This is a genomic window from Gottfriedia sp. OAE603, from assembly GCF_040543965.1.
Taxonomy (GTDB): domain Bacteria; phylum Bacillota; class Bacilli; order Bacillales; family Bacillaceae_G; genus Gottfriedia; species Gottfriedia solisilvae.
In genome coordinates, this window is the sequence record NZ_JBEUNN010000001.1 from 1,526,229 (window position 1) to 1,542,641 (window position 16,413).

At 32.7% G+C, this 16,413-nt stretch carries 12 protein-coding genes, 1 pseudogene and 1 riboswitch; of the genes and pseudogenes, 11 read left to right on the forward strand and 2 right to left on the reverse strand.

The window, feature by feature from the left end; all coding sequences use genetic code 11:
- Positions 1-76 precede the first annotated feature (76 nt).
- The 9 genes from ABID96_RS07570 (at position 77) to ABID96_RS07610 (ending at position 12,478) form a co-directional block, all read left to right on the forward strand.
- Positions 77-1,003: a dipeptidase gene (locus ABID96_RS07570; RefSeq protein WP_192601476.1), complete on the forward strand. Its 927-nt coding sequence runs from the start codon at positions 77-79 to the stop codon at positions 1,001-1,003.
- 230 nt (positions 1,004-1,233) lie between these two features.
- A complete protein-coding gene (locus ABID96_RS07575) occupies positions 1,234-2,991 on the forward strand; it encodes a 2-oxoacid:acceptor oxidoreductase subunit alpha (RefSeq protein WP_192601477.1) in 1,758 nt (585 codons plus the stop codon).
- The gene (locus tag ABID96_RS07580; protein WP_087998475.1) at positions 2,978-3,844 is read left to right on the forward strand and encodes a 2-oxoacid:ferredoxin oxidoreductase subunit beta; all 867 of its coding nucleotides are present in this window, start codon (positions 2,978-2,980) and stop codon (positions 3,842-3,844) included. Before ABID96_RS07575 ends, ABID96_RS07580 begins: the two co-directional genes overlap by 14 nt.
- Positions 3,845-4,175: 331 nt before the next feature.
- Positions 4,176-5,717, forward strand: a complete 1,542-nt coding sequence (gene miaB, locus ABID96_RS07585; protein WP_192601478.1) for a tRNA (N6-isopentenyl adenosine(37)-C2)-methylthiotransferase MiaB — start codon at positions 4,176-4,178, stop codon at positions 5,715-5,717.
- Positions 5,717-6,166 carry a YlbF/YmcA family competence regulator gene (locus ABID96_RS07590; protein WP_192601479.1) on the forward strand — a complete coding sequence of 150 codons (450 nt, stop codon included), beginning with the start codon at positions 5,717-5,719 and terminating at the stop codon, positions 6,164-6,166. The genes miaB and ABID96_RS07590 overlap by 1 nt, the downstream gene beginning before the upstream one ends.
- A 438-nt stretch (positions 6,167-6,604) precedes the next feature.
- The gene (cotE, locus tag ABID96_RS07595; protein ID WP_192601480.1) at positions 6,605-7,144 is read left to right on the forward strand and encodes an outer spore coat protein CotE; all 540 of its coding nucleotides are present in this window, start codon (positions 6,605-6,607) and stop codon (positions 7,142-7,144) included.
- A gap of 146 nt (positions 7,145-7,290) precedes the next feature.
- Positions 7,291-9,939 (forward strand): DNA mismatch repair protein MutS, encoded by a 2,649-nt coding sequence (mutS, locus tag ABID96_RS07600; RefSeq protein WP_192601481.1) that lies wholly within the window; start codon positions 7,291-7,293, stop codon positions 9,937-9,939.
- A 51-nt stretch (positions 9,940-9,990) separates the two neighbouring features.
- Positions 9,991-11,928, forward strand: a complete 1,938-nt coding sequence (gene mutL, locus ABID96_RS07605; RefSeq protein ID WP_192601482.1) for a DNA mismatch repair endonuclease MutL — start codon at positions 9,991-9,993, stop codon at positions 11,926-11,928.
- A gap of 172 nt (positions 11,929-12,100) precedes the next feature.
- A complete protein-coding gene (locus ABID96_RS07610) occupies positions 12,101-12,478 on the forward strand; it encodes a VOC family protein (RefSeq protein WP_192601483.1) in 378 nt (125 codons plus the stop codon).
- 68 nt (positions 12,479-12,546) lie between these two features.
- Here the strand turns inward: ABID96_RS07610 and ABID96_RS07615 are convergent, their stop codons facing one another.
- Positions 12,547-13,032: a QueT transporter family protein gene (locus ABID96_RS07615; protein WP_192601484.1), complete on the reverse strand. Its 486-nt coding sequence runs from the start codon at positions 13,030-13,032 to the stop codon at positions 12,547-12,549.
- Positions 13,033-13,037: 5 nt separating this feature from the next.
- Positions 13,038-13,082, reverse strand: a riboswitch (PreQ1 riboswitch).
- Positions 13,083-13,293: 211 nt separating this feature from the next.
- Between ABID96_RS07615 and ABID96_RS07620 the strand changes: the two genes are divergently transcribed.
- Entirely contained in the window at positions 13,294-14,202 is a 909-nt protein-coding gene (locus ABID96_RS07620) for a carbohydrate kinase family protein (protein ID WP_377897043.1), read from the forward strand.
- 110 nt (positions 14,203-14,312) lie between these two features.
- Here ABID96_RS07620 and ABID96_RS07625 read toward each other — a convergent pair whose 3' ends face one another.
- Positions 14,313-14,852: a flavodoxin family protein gene (locus ABID96_RS07625; protein ID WP_192601486.1), complete on the reverse strand. Its 540-nt coding sequence runs from the start codon at positions 14,850-14,852 to the stop codon at positions 14,313-14,315.
- Positions 14,853-15,293: 441 nt separating this feature from the next.
- Here ABID96_RS07625 and hppD point away from each other — a divergent pair.
- Positions 15,294-16,410, forward strand: a pseudogene (gene hppD / locus ABID96_RS07630) (4-hydroxyphenylpyruvate dioxygenase).
- The last annotated feature ends 3 nt before the right edge of the window (positions 16,411-16,413 follow it).

The window sequence follows — 16,413 nt, forward strand, 5'->3', positions numbered from 1 at the left end:
ATAAAAAAACATTCTCGTTATGACGAATATGATAGAATAGTGTAAAAAGTCTAATAAATCGGAAGGAAGTTACGATATGAAAATATTTGATGCACATTGTGACGTATTGATGAAACTATTAGAAAAGCCTTCAATCAATTTTCATAATGGTGAGAATCTGCAAGTTTCAGTAGAGAAATTAAAACAAGGAAATAGCAAAGTACAATGCTATGCAATTTATATTCCTGAAAGTATACATAAATTAATCAAATTTGATGCAGCTTTGCAATGTGTTACTCTTTTTTATGAAAAAATTGCAACTTCTGAGAATAATATTAAAGTAATTCGGACAAAAGAAGATGAGGCGACTTTACTATCACATGAAATGGGTGCAATTTTAACGTTAGAAGGTTGTGACGCATTATTAGGTGATATTAATCGATTAAAAATTCTTCACCGTCTAGGCGTACGTAGCGTCGGATTAGTGTGGAATTTTGCTAATGAAGCAGCAGATGGTATTCTTGAGGAACGAAATGGTGGTCTAACGAATTTTGGAAGAAGTGTAGTTCATTACTTAAATGAGCATAATATGTGGTGTGATCTTTCTCATTGTAGTGAAGCAGCTTTTTGGGACGCATTTCATCAAGCGAAATATCCAACTGCTACACATTCAAATGCAAAATCAATTTGTAAAAACCCAAGAAACTTAAATGATGAGCAATTAAAAGCAATGTTTAGTCGAAATGCAATAGTAGGTATTAATTTTTATCCTCCATTTGTTGTAGATGAAGGTACTGCAACAATTTCTGATTTGATTAAGCATATTGATTATATGTGTGCACTTGGTGGCGAAAAATGTATTGCGATGGGCTCTGATTTTGATGGAATCGAAATTCATCCAACGAATTTACATCACGTTGGACAATATCAAAATCTTACAAATGAACTCCTTAAATTTTATACTGAAGAACAAGTAAAAGGCTTTATGTACAACAATTATTCATCCTATATTCATTTTAAATAATGGGTTATTTGTTCAGAATAATAAAAATATAAAAATTATAGGAATAATTTGTGCTAAAATCATTGATTTTTTTGAATATAAGGTCTAGAATTGAAAGCGAATTAACTCATATCAAAAGATATGTTTTAAATCGCTTTCATTCTTTTTATAAAAAAATGAATGATATGCAAATATGCAATATTTTAATTTTTAATTTACTACGAATGAGGGCATTCAAAGGGGTGTAGGAAATGATAGAACAACTTTCATGGAAAGTTGGAGGACAACAGGGTGAAGGTATCGAAAGTACAGGAGAAATTTTTGCAATTGCGTTAAACCGTTTAGGTTATTATTTATACGGTTACCGCCATTTCTCTTCACGTATTAAAGGTGGTCACACAAATAATAAAATTCGTGTAAGTACAACTGAAGTTCGTGCAATTTCAGATGACTTAGATATTTTAGTAGCCTTTGACCAAGAAACGATCGATGTGAACTTTTATGAATTACGCAAAGGCGGTATCGTAATCGCTGATGCTAAATTTAATCCAACAATTCCAGATTCAACGGATGTAACACTTTATTCAATTCCATTTACAGACTTAGCAACTGAACTAGGTACTTCATTAATGAAAAACATGGTTGCAGTTGGGGCATCAAGTGCAATTTTAGGTTTATCTATTGATGTATTTAGAGAAGTAGTTGATGAAATTTTCGGTAAAAAAGGTCAACAAATTGTAGAGAAAAACATTGAAGCAATCGCACGCGGAGCAGAAGAAATGAGAGAAATGCTTGGCGTTAATGTAAATAAAATGCAATTATCTAGCGCAGACGGTAAAAAACGTATGTTCTTAATCGGAAATGATGCAATCGCAATGGGTGCACTTGCTGGTGGTTCACGTTTTATGGCAGCGTATCCAATTACTCCTGCTTCTGAGATTATGGAATACTTAATTAAAAAATTACCTAAGTTCGGTGGAGCTGTTATTCAGACTGAAGATGAGATTGCTGCATGTACAATGGCGATTGGTGCAAACTACGCTGGTGTACGTACACTAACTGCATCTGCAGGTCCTGGTCTATCATTAATGATGGAAGCAATTGGTCTTTCAGGTATTACTGAAGTTCCATTAGTAATCGTTGATACACAACGTGGTGGTCCAAGTACTGGTCTTCCTACAAAACAAGAACAATCAGATTTAATGGCTATGATCTACGGTACTCACGGTGAGATTCCTAAAGTAGTAATCGCTCCAAGTACAGTAGAAGAAGCATTCTACGATATGGTGGAAGCGTTTAACGTAGCTGAAGAATATCAAGTTCCTGTTATCTTAATCACAGACTTACAGTTATCTTTAGGTAAACAAACAGTAGAACCACTTCAATTTGATAAAGTTCAAATTCGTCGCGGTAAGTTTGATTACAACATGGAGCTTCCTGTATCTGAGAATAAAGAATACTTCAAACGTTATGAAGTGACAGAAGATGGCGTTTCTCCACGTGTAGTACCAGGTATGAAAGGTGGAATCCACCACGTAACTGGTGTTGAGCATGATGAAACTGGTAAGCCTTCTGAATCACCAATTAATCGTAATCAACAAATGGATAAACGTATGCGTAAGTTAAATAACCTACGTTTCCCTAACCCTGTATTAGTAAATGCAAAACATGAAGATGCTGATGTATTATTAGTAGGCTTCAACTCAACTCGTGGTGCTATAGAAGAAGCTATGGTACGTTTAGAGCAAGATGGTATTAAAGTTAACCATGCTCATATTCGTTTAATTCACCCATTCCCAACAGCAGAGCTTTTACCAGAACTGAAAAAAGCTAAACGAGTAATCGTTGTTGAGAATAATGCTACAGGTCAATTAACAAGCATCATTAAAATGAACTGTGGTCATGCAGAAAAGATTTCAAGCTTATTAAAATATGATGGAAATCCTTTCCTACCAAAAGAAATTTACAACACTTGTAAGGAAGGAGTTGTTCTAAATGGCAACATTTAAAGAATTTCGTAATAACGTTAAACCAAACTGGTGTCCTGGATGTGGAGATTTCTCTGTACAAGCTTCAATTCAACGTGCAGCAGCAAATGTTGGTTTAGAACCGGATAACCTTGCAGTTGTATCTGGTATCGGATGTTCTGGTCGTATCTCAGGATATATTAATTCTTACGGTTTACATGGTATTCATGGTCGTTCACTTCCAATTGCACAAGGTGTAAAAATGGCTAACCGTGATCTAACTGTTATCGCTTCTGGTGGTGACGGAGATGGATTCGCAATTGGTTTAGGTCATACAATCCATGCAATTCGTCGTAACATCGACATTACTTATATCGTAATGGATAACCAAATTTACGGATTAACAAAAGGTCAAACATCACCTCGTAGTGATGTAGGCTTCAAAACGAAGAGTACTCCACAAGGTTCAGTTGAATCAGCACTTTCTGTAATGGAAATGGCGTTAACTGCTGGTGGAACTTTCGTTGCACAAAGTTTCTCTAGTGACTTAAAAGAATTAACTTCATTAATCGAGCAAGGTATCCAACACAAAGGATTTTCTTTAATCAACGTATTTAGCCCATGTGTTACTTACAATAAAGTAAACACTTATGATTGGTTTAAAGAAAACCTAGTGAAGCTTTCTGATGTTGAAGGATATGATCCATCAAATAAAGAAATGGCTATGCAAACATTAATGCAAAATAAAGGTTTAGTAACTGGACTTATCTACCAAAACAAAGAACAAAAATCTTACCAAGAATTAATTTCTGGTTACAGTGAAGAACCACTAGTAGAATCTGATCTACAATTAGAAAAAGATCAATTCGAAAAATTAGTTGCTGAATTTATGTAATATAAAAAACTCCTCATTTTTGAGGAGTTTTTTGTTTTGATTCCATATTAATTGAATATGGATTTCAGTTTCTTTAAATAGTATTCAGCTATGATAGCTTTTATTTTTTATATTAATTAACATTAATTTAATTTCATAAAAAAGAATTAAATAAATCATTATTTAATACCCAAAATGAAAGCGGTTTAAAGTGAATTGTTTTTAGATAAAATTTTTTTAAGATAATACTTGCTGATTAGACCTTTCTTTTTGCGTCACGTAGATTGTATATTGTAGAATAACGTTATATACTAGAGTAATGTGTAATGTTGCGATGAAAGGAGATTGTTAAATGAATGAACAACAACGCCTTCAAGGCACTAATATAAATAATTCAAAAGATCAAACTGATAAAGATTATAGTAAGTACTTTGAAAAAGTTTATCAAGCTCCTTCCTTAGCTGATGCAAAACGTCGTGGTAAGGAAGAAGTAATGTATGATAGAGGCTTTGAAATACCAGAGGAAATGAGAAATTCAGGTGCTGGTAAAAAGTTTTTAATTCGTACTTACGGGTGTCAAATGAATGAGCATGATACAGAAGTTATGGCCGGAATCTTAACAACGATGGGATATGAAGTAGCAACTTCTGTGGAAGATGCAGATATTATTCTTTTAAATACTTGTGCGATTCGTGAAAATGCAGAAAACAAAGTATTTGGAGAGATTGGACACTTAAAACCACTTAAACTTCAAAGACCTGATTTATTAATCGGAATTTGTGGCTGTATGTCACAAGAGGAAGCTGTAGTAAATCGTATTCTTCAAAAACATTCTTTCATAGATATGGTTTTTGGTACTCACAATATTCATAGACTACCATTTATCATTCAAGAAGCTATGTTTAGTAAAGAAATGGTTATTGAAGTATGGTCAAAAGAAGGGGACGTAATTGAGAACCTTCCAAAAGTTCGTCGTGGCGAAATAAAAGCTTGGGTTAATATAATGTATGGTTGTGACAAGTTCTGTACGTACTGTATCGTACCTTATACGCGCGGTAAAGAGCGAAGTCGTAAACCAGAAGATATTATTAATGAAGTACGCGAACTTGCTCGTTTAGGCTACAAAGAAGTAACACTTTTAGGGCAGAATGTTAATGCATATGGTAAAGACCTTGAGGATGGGAAATACGGACTTGGCCATTTAATGGATGAAATCCGTAAAATTGGTATTCCCCGTGTTCGCTTTACGACAAGTCATCCTCGGGATTTTGATGATCATTTAATTGAAGTATTAGCTAAAGGTGGCAATTTAATGCCACATATTCACTTACCTGTTCAATCAGGTAGTTCAGAAATACTTAAATTAATGTCACGTAAATATGATCGTGAACATTATCTTGGTTTAGTGAAAAAGTTAAAAACTGCAATGCCAAATATCTCGTTTACAACAGATATCATTGTAGGTTTTCCAAATGAAACTGATGAACAATTTGAAGAAACAATGACTTTATATGAAGAAGTAGGTTTCGATTTAGCATTCACGTTTATTTATTCACCGCGTGAAGGTACTCCAGCTGCGAAAATGATTGATAATGTACCAGAGCATGTAAAAAAAGAGCGTTTACAACGTTTAAATGCTGTTGTTAATCAAAAAGCAAATGAGTTTAATAAACGATTTGAAGGTCAAATTCTTGAAGTATTAGTTGAAGGTGAAAGTAAGAAAAATCCTGATGTACTTGCAGGCTATTCTCCTTACAATAAACTTGTTAATTTCAAAGGTCCAAAATCAATTGTTGGTCAAATCGTAAAAGTTAAAGTTACAAATGCTAAAACATGGTCATTAGACGGTGAATTAGTAGAAGAATCAGTAGAAGAACCAGTAGAGGTGAGATAATGGGAAAATTTACAAAAGAAGATATCGTTGCACGTGCTAAAGAATTAGCTGTCATGATTTCTGAAACAGAAGAAGTAGACTTTTTTAAACGAGCTGAAGCTCAAATTAATGAAAGCCAAACAGTTAAAACACATATAGAACAAATTAAATCATTACAAAAACAAGCAGTAAACCTTGAGCATTGGGGCAAGAAAGAAGCATTGAAAAAAGTGGAACAAGAGCTTGAAGAGCTTAATGTACAATTAGAATCAATTCCGATTGTTCAAGAATTTCAATCTTCTCAAGTAGAAGTAAATGATTTACTTCAACTAATTGCACACACAATTTCTAACGGTGTAACAGATGAAATTATTAAATCTACTGGTGGAAACTTATTAAGTGGTGAAACTGGTTCAAAAATTGCAAGCAATGCTGGCTCAAGCTGCTCAACAGATAGCTGCAGTCATTAATAAAAAGACACAACGTGCAATCTAATGAAATTGCTGTTGTGTCTTTTTTTGTTAAAATTCTTGTCCAAATACTATATTTATATTTCATATTCACTAAATTGATTGAATACACTTTGAAAAATCTCCTCTAACATTTCAAAATCATATTCTAAACGATGACTTTATAGTCAAACTATTTTTCTTCACAGTTTTCTTGTGAATTCTTCGAAAATACATTTTAAAATCTGTTTAAAACATAGACGTGATGCGATATCATCATAATTTTTTATGATTATTTTTTAATTTCTTTAATAAACAGTCAACTTTATTGGGCACTCGTCATACAATTTATCATCACATGTTTTTTTAACTTGTATAAAAGAATTTTCATGTCATTAACACATTCCGCTAATGTCACGCATAGAATGAAATGAAAATGGAACGAGGAGGGTCACACCTATGTCTGAATACAGAGAGATCATAACGAAGGCAGTCGTAGGAAAGGGCAAGAAATACAATAGAAGCACTCATACAATCACACCAAGTCACACACCATCAAGTATACTAGGCTGCTGGGTTATTAATCATGTATATGATGCTAAAAAAGTAAAAGAAGGAGTAGAGGTATCAGGTAAATATGATATCAATATTTGGTACTCCTATAGTGACAATACGAGAACAGAGGTTGTACAAGAATCAGTAAAGTATCATGAACTGGTGAAATTAAAGTACAGAGATGATAATTATACTGGAGAAGATTGTGAAGTAATTGCAAAGTCATTAAAACATCCAAATTGCTTAGATGCAGTTATCTCACCAAATGGCAATCGCTTTATCGTTACTGTCGAAAAAGAGGTATTAGTTGAAGTAGTAGGTGAAACAAAAGTGGTTGTTGTCGTAGCTCCAGATGGTGCATACGACGGTGAAGATTTCTATGAATTAGATGATGAATTTGAAGATTTAGATCCAGATTTTATTTTAGATGGCGAAGAAGAATAAACAAGGCTAGGAAGGTGACACTTCCTAGCTTTTTTATTGTTCAAAATAAAAGAAACATTTAACTTTTGCGAGTAAGTTATCAAAAAGCCTTCGCCAAAATGTGATATAATATGCAAAGAATGTTTTGATGGAGAGGATAGTATAGTATGGCAACTTATACGCCTATGATAGAGCAATATTTAAATATAAAGAAACATTACCAAGATGCTTTTTTATTTTTTAGACTTGGTGATTTTTATGAAATGTTTTTTGAAGATGCAATTAAAGCATCTAGAGTTTTAGAAATTACGTTGACTGGACGTGCAGGTGGATCGGAAGAGAAAATACCGATGTGTGGGGTACCATATCACTCTGCAGCAGGTTATATAGAACAATTAGTAGAAAAAGGATATAAAGTAGCAATTTGTGAGCAAGTAGAAGATCCATCTGTTGCAAAAGGTGTTGTTCGCCGTGAGGTTGTTCAACTAATTACACCGGGCACTCAAATGGAAGGAAGAACAATTGAAGAAAAACAAAATCATTATATTTCCTCGTTGATGGAATTTACACCTACATCTTACGGGTTAGTTTGGATTGACCTTACGACTGGTGAAGGAAATGCAATGTTATTAAAAGGGTCATTAGATGAGGCGGTATTAAAGATCGCTGCTACTGGTACGAAAGAGGTCGTTGTTGCTGATCAGTTTTCAATGAAGGCCATTCAAACTCTTGAAAAAAGTTTTTCAATTACGGTGTCGATTGAAACAAATGATATGTTAACTGAAGAGTTTACAAATGTAGTCAAAACAATTGAACGAGTTGAACTTCAAAAAGCAACTGCAAGATTATTAAACTATTTATCAAAAACGCAAAAACGTACGCTTTCGCACTTACAACCAATCATTGTTATCCATCAACATGACTTTTTAAATATGGATATGTATTCAATGAGAAATCTAGAATTAGTTGAAACGCAACGTTCTAAAAATAAACAAGGATCATTGAATTGGTTATTAGATGAAACAAAAACGGCAATGGGTGGACGTTTACTGAAAAAGTGGATTCAAAGACCGTTGGTAGATGTTAAACAAATAGAAAAACGCTTAACCCTTGTTGAACTATTTAATGAAAATTACTTTGTACGTGAAGATATCAAAGAACTATTAAAAGGTGTTTATGATTTAGAAAGATTAGCTGGAAAGGTTTCATTTGGTAATGTGAATGCGAGAGATTTATTACAACTAAAACGTTCACTTCAAAATATTCCAGCGATCAAAGAAACACTAAAAATGATTGATCATGATGAAATTCATTCGTTACTAAACCAAATTGACACTTGTGATGAACTAGAGGAGCTTTTAGAATCATCGATTGTAGAAGATGCGCCTTTATCGATTAAAGAAGGTAATATTATTAAAGATGAATTTCATAAAACACTTGATGAATATCGTTTTATTAGTAAAAATGGGAAAAACTGGCTAATGGAGCTAGAACAACGTGAGCGAGACATTACAGGAATAAAGTCACTTAAAATAGGCTATAATCGTATTTTTGGTTATTTTATAGAAGTAACAAGGTCTAATCTGTCGCAGCTACCAGAAGGGCGATATGAGCGCAAGCAAACACTAGCCAATGCTGAACGGTTTATAACAGAAGAATTAAAAGAAAAGGAAACATTAATTCTTGAAGCAGAAGAGAAAATGATTGGTTTAGAATACGAATTATTTATCTCGATTCGTGAGCAAGTAAAGCAATATTTAACAAGACTACAAAAACTTGGACAAGTTATTAGTCAAATAGATGTTTTACAAAGTTTTTCAGTCATTAGTGAGAAATATGGATATGTAAAACCAACATTTACAACTAAACGTGAATATATGGTTACAAATGGACGCCATCCCGTTGTAGAACGCGTTTTATCCGATACTGAATATATTCCAAATGATACAAACTTGGATGAATTAACACATCAATTATTAATCACTGGGCCAAACATGGCTGGTAAAAGTACGTACATGAAGCAAGTTGCAGTCATTAGTATCATGGCTCAAATTGGATGCTTTGTACCAGTTGAGTCTGCAAAGTTACCGATCTTTGATCAGATATTTACACGTATTGGCGCAGCGGATGACTTAATTTCAGGTCAAAGTACATTTATGGTTGAAATGCTAGAAGCCAACTTTGCAATTACAAATGCGACTGAAAATAGTTTAATATTATTTGACGAGATTGGAAGAGGTACATCAACTTATGATGGAATGGCATTAGCGCAATCGATGATTGAATATATTCATGATCATATTGGTGCGAAAACTTTATTCTCGACACATTACCATGAACTAACTGTATTAGCAGAACAATTAGTACATTTAAAAAATATTCATGTAGCTGCCAAAGAACAAGATGGGAAAGTCTTATTCCTTCATAAAATATTTGAAGGAGCTGCAGATCAAAGCTATGGTATTCATGTTGCAGAGCTTGCAAACCTTCCTAAAGATGTCATCTCTAGAGCTAAGGAGCTATTAAATGACTTAGAATCAAATGAGAGACCGATTATAAAAGAAGAACCAAAAAAACAAGCTAATCTTTCTAGTGAAATAGTGAGAGAAGTTAATCAAAATGATCAAACACCTGTGGAATTGAATGATGATTCCAACGCACAGTTAAGCTTTTTTGATGTAGAGAAACCGAAAATGAAAGAAATGAAAAAAGATCATCCTGTTATTGATCAGTTGAAAAAGGTAAATTTATTAGAATTGAATCCAATGGAAGCATTTAATTTATTATATGAACTACAAAAAGAAGTAAAGAAATAATAGTAAGGCCGTAAGGGGCCTTTCTTTTTATTTTTGGAAAGGAGGAAACGTATGTCTAAAATTAAAAAATTGGATGAAATCCTTGCCAATCAAATTGCAGCAGGTGAAGTTGTTGAACGTCCTGCATCTGTTGTAAAGGAATTGCTTGAAAATTCAATTGATGCAAAAAGTACACGTATTTCAATAGAAATAAATGATGGTGGACTCTCTAGAATTTTCATTAGTGATAATGGAGAAGGGATGTCAAAAGAAGATAGCATTCTCGCTTTTGAACGTCATGCAACCAGTAAAATAAAAAATGAAAATGACCTATTTCGAATTCGAACACTAGGATTTCGTGGGGAAGCATTACCTAGTATTGCATCAGTTAGTTATGTGACTGTTAAAACATCAACAACTGATGGTCCAGGTATTGAAACTGTTCTGAAAGGTGGCATTTTACAATCCCAAAAAGAAATTGCTAAATCAACAGGAACAAGTATAGATGTTTCTAATTTATTTTTTAATACACCGGCTCGCTTGAAATATATGAGAACAGTCCAAACTGAATTAAGTAATGTGACTGATGTGGTTTACAGACTTGCACTAGCTAATCCAGCTATTGCAATTGATTTAAAACATAATGATAAATACATGTTTAGAAGTAATGGGAATGGAGATGCAAAGCAAATCCTAGCATCATTATACGGACTGCAAATTGCTAAGAACATGGTTCACTTTGAAGCGGAATCATTAGATTTTCAAGTAGATGGTTACTTATCGATGCCTGAATATACTCGAGCTTCAAGAAACTATTTATCAATCTATGTAAATGGTCGATATGTTAAACATTATGGTGTTAATAAAGCAATTTCTGAAGGGTATCATACATTACTTCCAATTGGTAGATTTCCTATTGTCGCACTTTTTATTAAAATGGATCCTCAATTAGTAGATGTAAACGTCCATCCTACAAAGCAAGAAGTACGCTTTAGTAAGGAAGAGCAATTATATACTTTAATCAGAGAAAGTATCCAAAAAGTATTTAGAAGTAGATCGTTAATTCCAGAAATAACAAGATCAGCACCCAAAGAAAAGGTTTTAAGTGAACAATCTACATTTGCTTTTGAACATACTACGAAAGATGATGTAGAAAAGAGCATGCCGTTTTCATTACAAAATGATTCTATGAAACGTTCTAACCAGCAATCAGAAAAGATATTTGAGGAATCATCAAGTAGTCCTGACACAAATGATTTCATTGAATCAGAAAGTCAGGCTGATTATGAAAGCCAATATTTTCAATCGTTTTATTCGAATGAAAACGATAATGGTGAACTTAAAAGTGATGAGATACAAAGTAAAACTGAGGAAACAACTGTCTTCATTAGTAATGAACTTGAGATAGAAGAAGTACAACAGATTGATCAATTACCACCTCTTTATCCAATCGGACAAATGCATGGTACGTATATTGTTGCTCAAAATGAAAATGGATTGTATTTGGTTGATCAACATGCTGCACAGGAACGAATTTATTATGAATATTTTAAAGAAAAAATTGGTGAAATTGCAGCGGAATTACAAACCTTATTAATCCCAATTACATTCGATGTCTCTCCGGAACAAGCAATTCTGTTAGATCAATATACTGAAGAACTAAGAGAAGTTGGTTTGTTTATTGAGAAATTTGGTAGCAATAGCTATGTAATTAGAGAACATCCAAATTGGTTTCCACAAGGACAAGAAGAAACATTAATTGATGAGATGATCCAAGAGTTATTAAAACGCGGGACAATTAATATTAAAAAACTTCGTGAAGAAAAAGCAATCATGATGAGTTGTAAAGCTTCAATTAAGGCGAATCAATTTATCACGAATGATGAAATATTTAGATTGCTAGAAACACTAAGAAAATCAACAAATCCTTTTACTTGCCCACATGGCAGACCAATTGTTATTCATTTTAGTTCGTATGAGCTTGAAAAAATGTTTAAGCGCGTAATGTAAAACGACTCAAGATATTGAGTCGTTTTTTTTTATAAATAACTTGAGTAAGGAAGCATCATTTCTATTTGCATATTTAATATCTACATTATTTCCATGCATCATTGTTTTGTCAAAACCTGTTTGATATACTAAATTTTGTCAGACTATTTTTAAATAGAGGGGTACATTTTAAATGATTAATAAAATTGGTAAAGTTACATTATATGTACAAGATCAAGAAGCAGCGAAGGATTTTTGGATAAATAAAGTTGGCTTCGTATTAAAATATGAGATGCCAATGGGTCCAAATGCTAAGTGGATTGAAGTTGGTCCAAGTGAAAGTGAATTTACAACATTAGTTTTATATTCAAAATCATCAATGGAACAACATAAACCGGAAAAGGTAGCACATCCATCTGTTTTATTCAGTACGAGTGATGTTGAATCAGCTTATAAACAAATGCAAGACAATGGTGTAAAAGTTGACGAAATGTTAAGAATGCCATTTGGAACGATGTTTTCATTTTATGATCAAGACGGAAATGATTATATATTAAGAGAAGACAAATAACATTATTCATTATAAAAGATACATACAAAAAAGAGTTGCCTATCTGAATTGGCAACTCTTTTTATATGTTAAATTAGTTTTTCAAAATTAACACGTTTATTTAAGTAATACATAATAGGAATACCGATTACCATGACAACAAATTCTCCAACAGCAGTTGTTAAATATGTGAGTGGGAAAGGTAATCCATATGCTAATTTTAGTTCAATCGCAATTAGGAACATTGAAGCGGTAAAGATGATTGTATTCACGATCATACGTGGAATGATGCCTTTGATCAATTTTGAAGTGATGATTGTAATGAACAATGAAATAACAGTTTGTCCGACTCCAAAGATTAAATCATAAGCAACTATTGGTGAATAGAAAAAGTTGGCAAGAATAACGCCTACCACAATTCCTATGAAATATTTTTTATTAAATACAATTAGGTGGTTAAATATTTCTGAAAGACGGAATTGTATATTCGAAAATCCGAATGGTTGTACAAAAAAGGTAACTGCAATATATAAAGCAGCAAAAACGCCGTTTATCGCAATCGTTTTTAATTTCATATTATTTCTCCTTAGTTCTTTTTCGTGGGAGGGTTACGAACCACGTAATTTAACAAACAAGAATTTATTTTATCTGTATGTATAGTATACGTCAAGGGCTAAATGAATTAATTATTAGTAAAAACAAGATTTTCTATTAATAAATGAATGTGTTTTATGGTATATTTAAATAATGTATATTATTAATTTTTTATGTAAGTGAGAGGAATGAAGGTATGACCAAAAGTAATAACCCTTATATATTAGTTTTTTGGGGTTTCAATATGTGATATTATCGGGTTTACCAAAAAAAATTATCGCCCTTATGATTCGAACCCAGGTAGTGTGAAAGTTTCATTTGGTGGCGTTTGCAGAAATATTGCAGAAAATATGGCGAAAATCGGATTAAATACAAAATTTATTTCAGTCGTTGGGAACGATATGAATGGAATGAATATGATCGAACATTCCAAAAAAATTAGTATGGATATGAGTGAAAGCTTAATCATTGAAGGAGAAGCTACTCCAACTTATTTAGCTATTTTAGATGAAAGTGGCGAAATGGTTTCCGCAGTAGTAGATTTAACAATCACTAACAATTTTACAAAAGAATTTATTCTTTCGAAAGCCGACGTTATTCGTGGTGCTGACTATATGGTAGTCGATGCAGATAATCCAAGCACACTTCAATTTTTATTATCAGAATTTCATCAAGAAACAAAGTTTATTCTTGATCCAGTCTCTGCTGCAAAGGCTTGCAAAATTAAGGATACGATTCAATATTTTCATACAGTTAAACCGAATCGACATGAAGCGGAAGTATTATGTGGTTTTGAAATTGTTTCGATTTCTGATGTTAGAAAAGCTGGTGAATATTTTAGGCAAAAAGGTGTCAAAAATGTATTTATTAGTTTAGATGCGGAAGGAATCTATTATCATAATGGTGTAGAAGAAGGCATTTTAAAGGCCAAAGGAGTTTCTGTAGTGAATGTCACAGGAGCAGGAGATGCACTTGTTGCTGGAATCGGATATGGCTATATGAATCAAATGAGTATGGCTGATACAGTTAAATATGCTGTGACTATGTCATCGATTGCTATTTCACATGTTGATACAATAAATCCTAAAATGTGCACGGATTATGTTTTAGAACATATGAACGAATTAGAGTGGGAACATACTTCATTTTAATTGAAATTACCTCATCTTACACCTCATAGAAAACGAACATCCAGAAGTGAGTTTCAATACGCTTATATAACAAAAAAATACCCTTGCGACTATGCAAGGGTATTTCTAATTTAATTTTCATTTTTCAGCTTCAAATTTAGGGCGTTTGCTTGTTGAATCGTGTTTGAATCTAATCTAATATCACCAGGAGAATTTGCTTTTCCGATAATATATCCCTCAAATGATGCACCTACAAACTCAAAAATATGCTTAAACTGTAAAATGAGCGGTAATGCTTTTAAACTTGGATTATCTCCACCAACGATGACGACATACATTTTTTTTGTTTTCATTTTTTTTGCAAAATGTAATTCTTTATCTCTTAAGCTTTGAGACCAGCGATCAATAAAATTTTTCATATGTCCACTCATGCCATACCAATATAAAGGAGTCGAAAAGATAATAGTATCATGTTCGAGCATTTCCTTACTAATTTGCTCATAGTCATCATCAACAGGTTGAAAACCTAATTCCGCATGTCTTTGATCATTGATTGGTCTTATGTTTTTTGTTCGTAATTGAACCTCCGAGACTGAAATACCCTCTGTAATCATTTTTGTTAGTTGCTCTGTATTTCCATTTTCTCTAGAACTACCGTGAATAATAAACATGTTTATTTCACTCCATTTCCTTCAGGTACTTACATATATTTCCTAATTGATATTATGAACTAAATAAGAAGTAGAATAAAGTAATGTAGCTTAAAGATTGTAAACAAAGTTAAATTTTTGAATAATATAAAACGACAGAAATTTCATTTAATTTATTTTTTTTTGAAGGAATTACAAAAAAGATGTAGAACTTCTTGTATTAGTTGCTACTATAAAAAAATATAAAATGTATCATTGACGGATTCAAATATTCATATAGTAGTAAAGGTTGTTTGTTAGAAAAAGGAGGAATGTCCATATCATCATAAATGATACTCTTTTGAATAATCATACAATGAATATGTTTTTTTTATGTAGTTTATTTGTTTTGTAAGCGTTTACTTAAGGTTTGTACATAGTTTTTTTCTTCACAAAAATCGTAATTTATAGGAGGAAATCAAAATGAAACAAAATGAATTAACACAAGCAAAAAATAGCTATGATATTTTTCCGGTTCAAGAAGTGCATCATTTAGAAATGTATGTGGGTAATGCTAAACAAACAGCTTATTTTTTTGCGAACACTTTTGGATTTACACCAATCGCTTATTCAGGATTAGAAACAAAAGTACGTGACAAAGTTTCTTATGTTTTAAAACAAGGTAGCATTCGTCTTGTGATTACAGGAACTTTAAAAGAAGATTCAAAAATTGCTGAATTTGTAAAAAAACACGGTGATGGCGTTAAAGATATCGCATTAATCGTAGATGATATCGAAAAAGCGTATCAAGGTGCTGTTAGTAGAGGCGCTATTAAAATCTTACCTCCAACTGAAATTAGTGATGAGTATGGTACAGTGAAAAAAGCTGTAATCGGTACTTATGGCGATACAATCCATACATTAATTGAGAAAAAAGACTATAAAGGTGTATTCTTACCAGGATTTAAGGCATCGTGCGTTTACAATCCCTGTAAATGAAACAGGTTTAGTTGCTGTAGATCACGTTGTTGGAAATGTTGAAAAAATGGAAGAGTGGGTATCTTATTATGAAAATGTAATGGGATTCCAATCAATGATTCATTTTGACGATGATGATATCAGTACTGAATATTCTGCACTAATGTCTAAAGTTATGACAAATGGAAGCCGTATCAAATTCCCAATTAACGAGCCTGCTGAAGGCAAACGCAAATCACAAATTCAAGAGTATTTAGACTATAACAATGGACCTGGTGTTCAGCATTTAGCTCTTTTAACTGAAGACATTGTTGATACTGTTACAAAGCTAAGAGCATTAGGTGTTGAATTCTTAAAAACGCCAGATTCATATTATGATATGTTAACAGAACGCGTAGGCAAAATTGATGAAGATATTGAAAAGCTAAGAGAATTAAAGATTTTAGTAGACCGTGATGATGAAGGCTACTTATTACAAATTTTCACTCGTCCAATCGTTGATCGCCCAACATTATTTATTGAAATTATTCAACGTAAAGGTGCTAAAGGTTTCGGTGATGGAAACTTTAAAGCCTTATTTGAATCGATTGAGCGTGAACAAGCAATGCGAGGAAATCTATAAGGG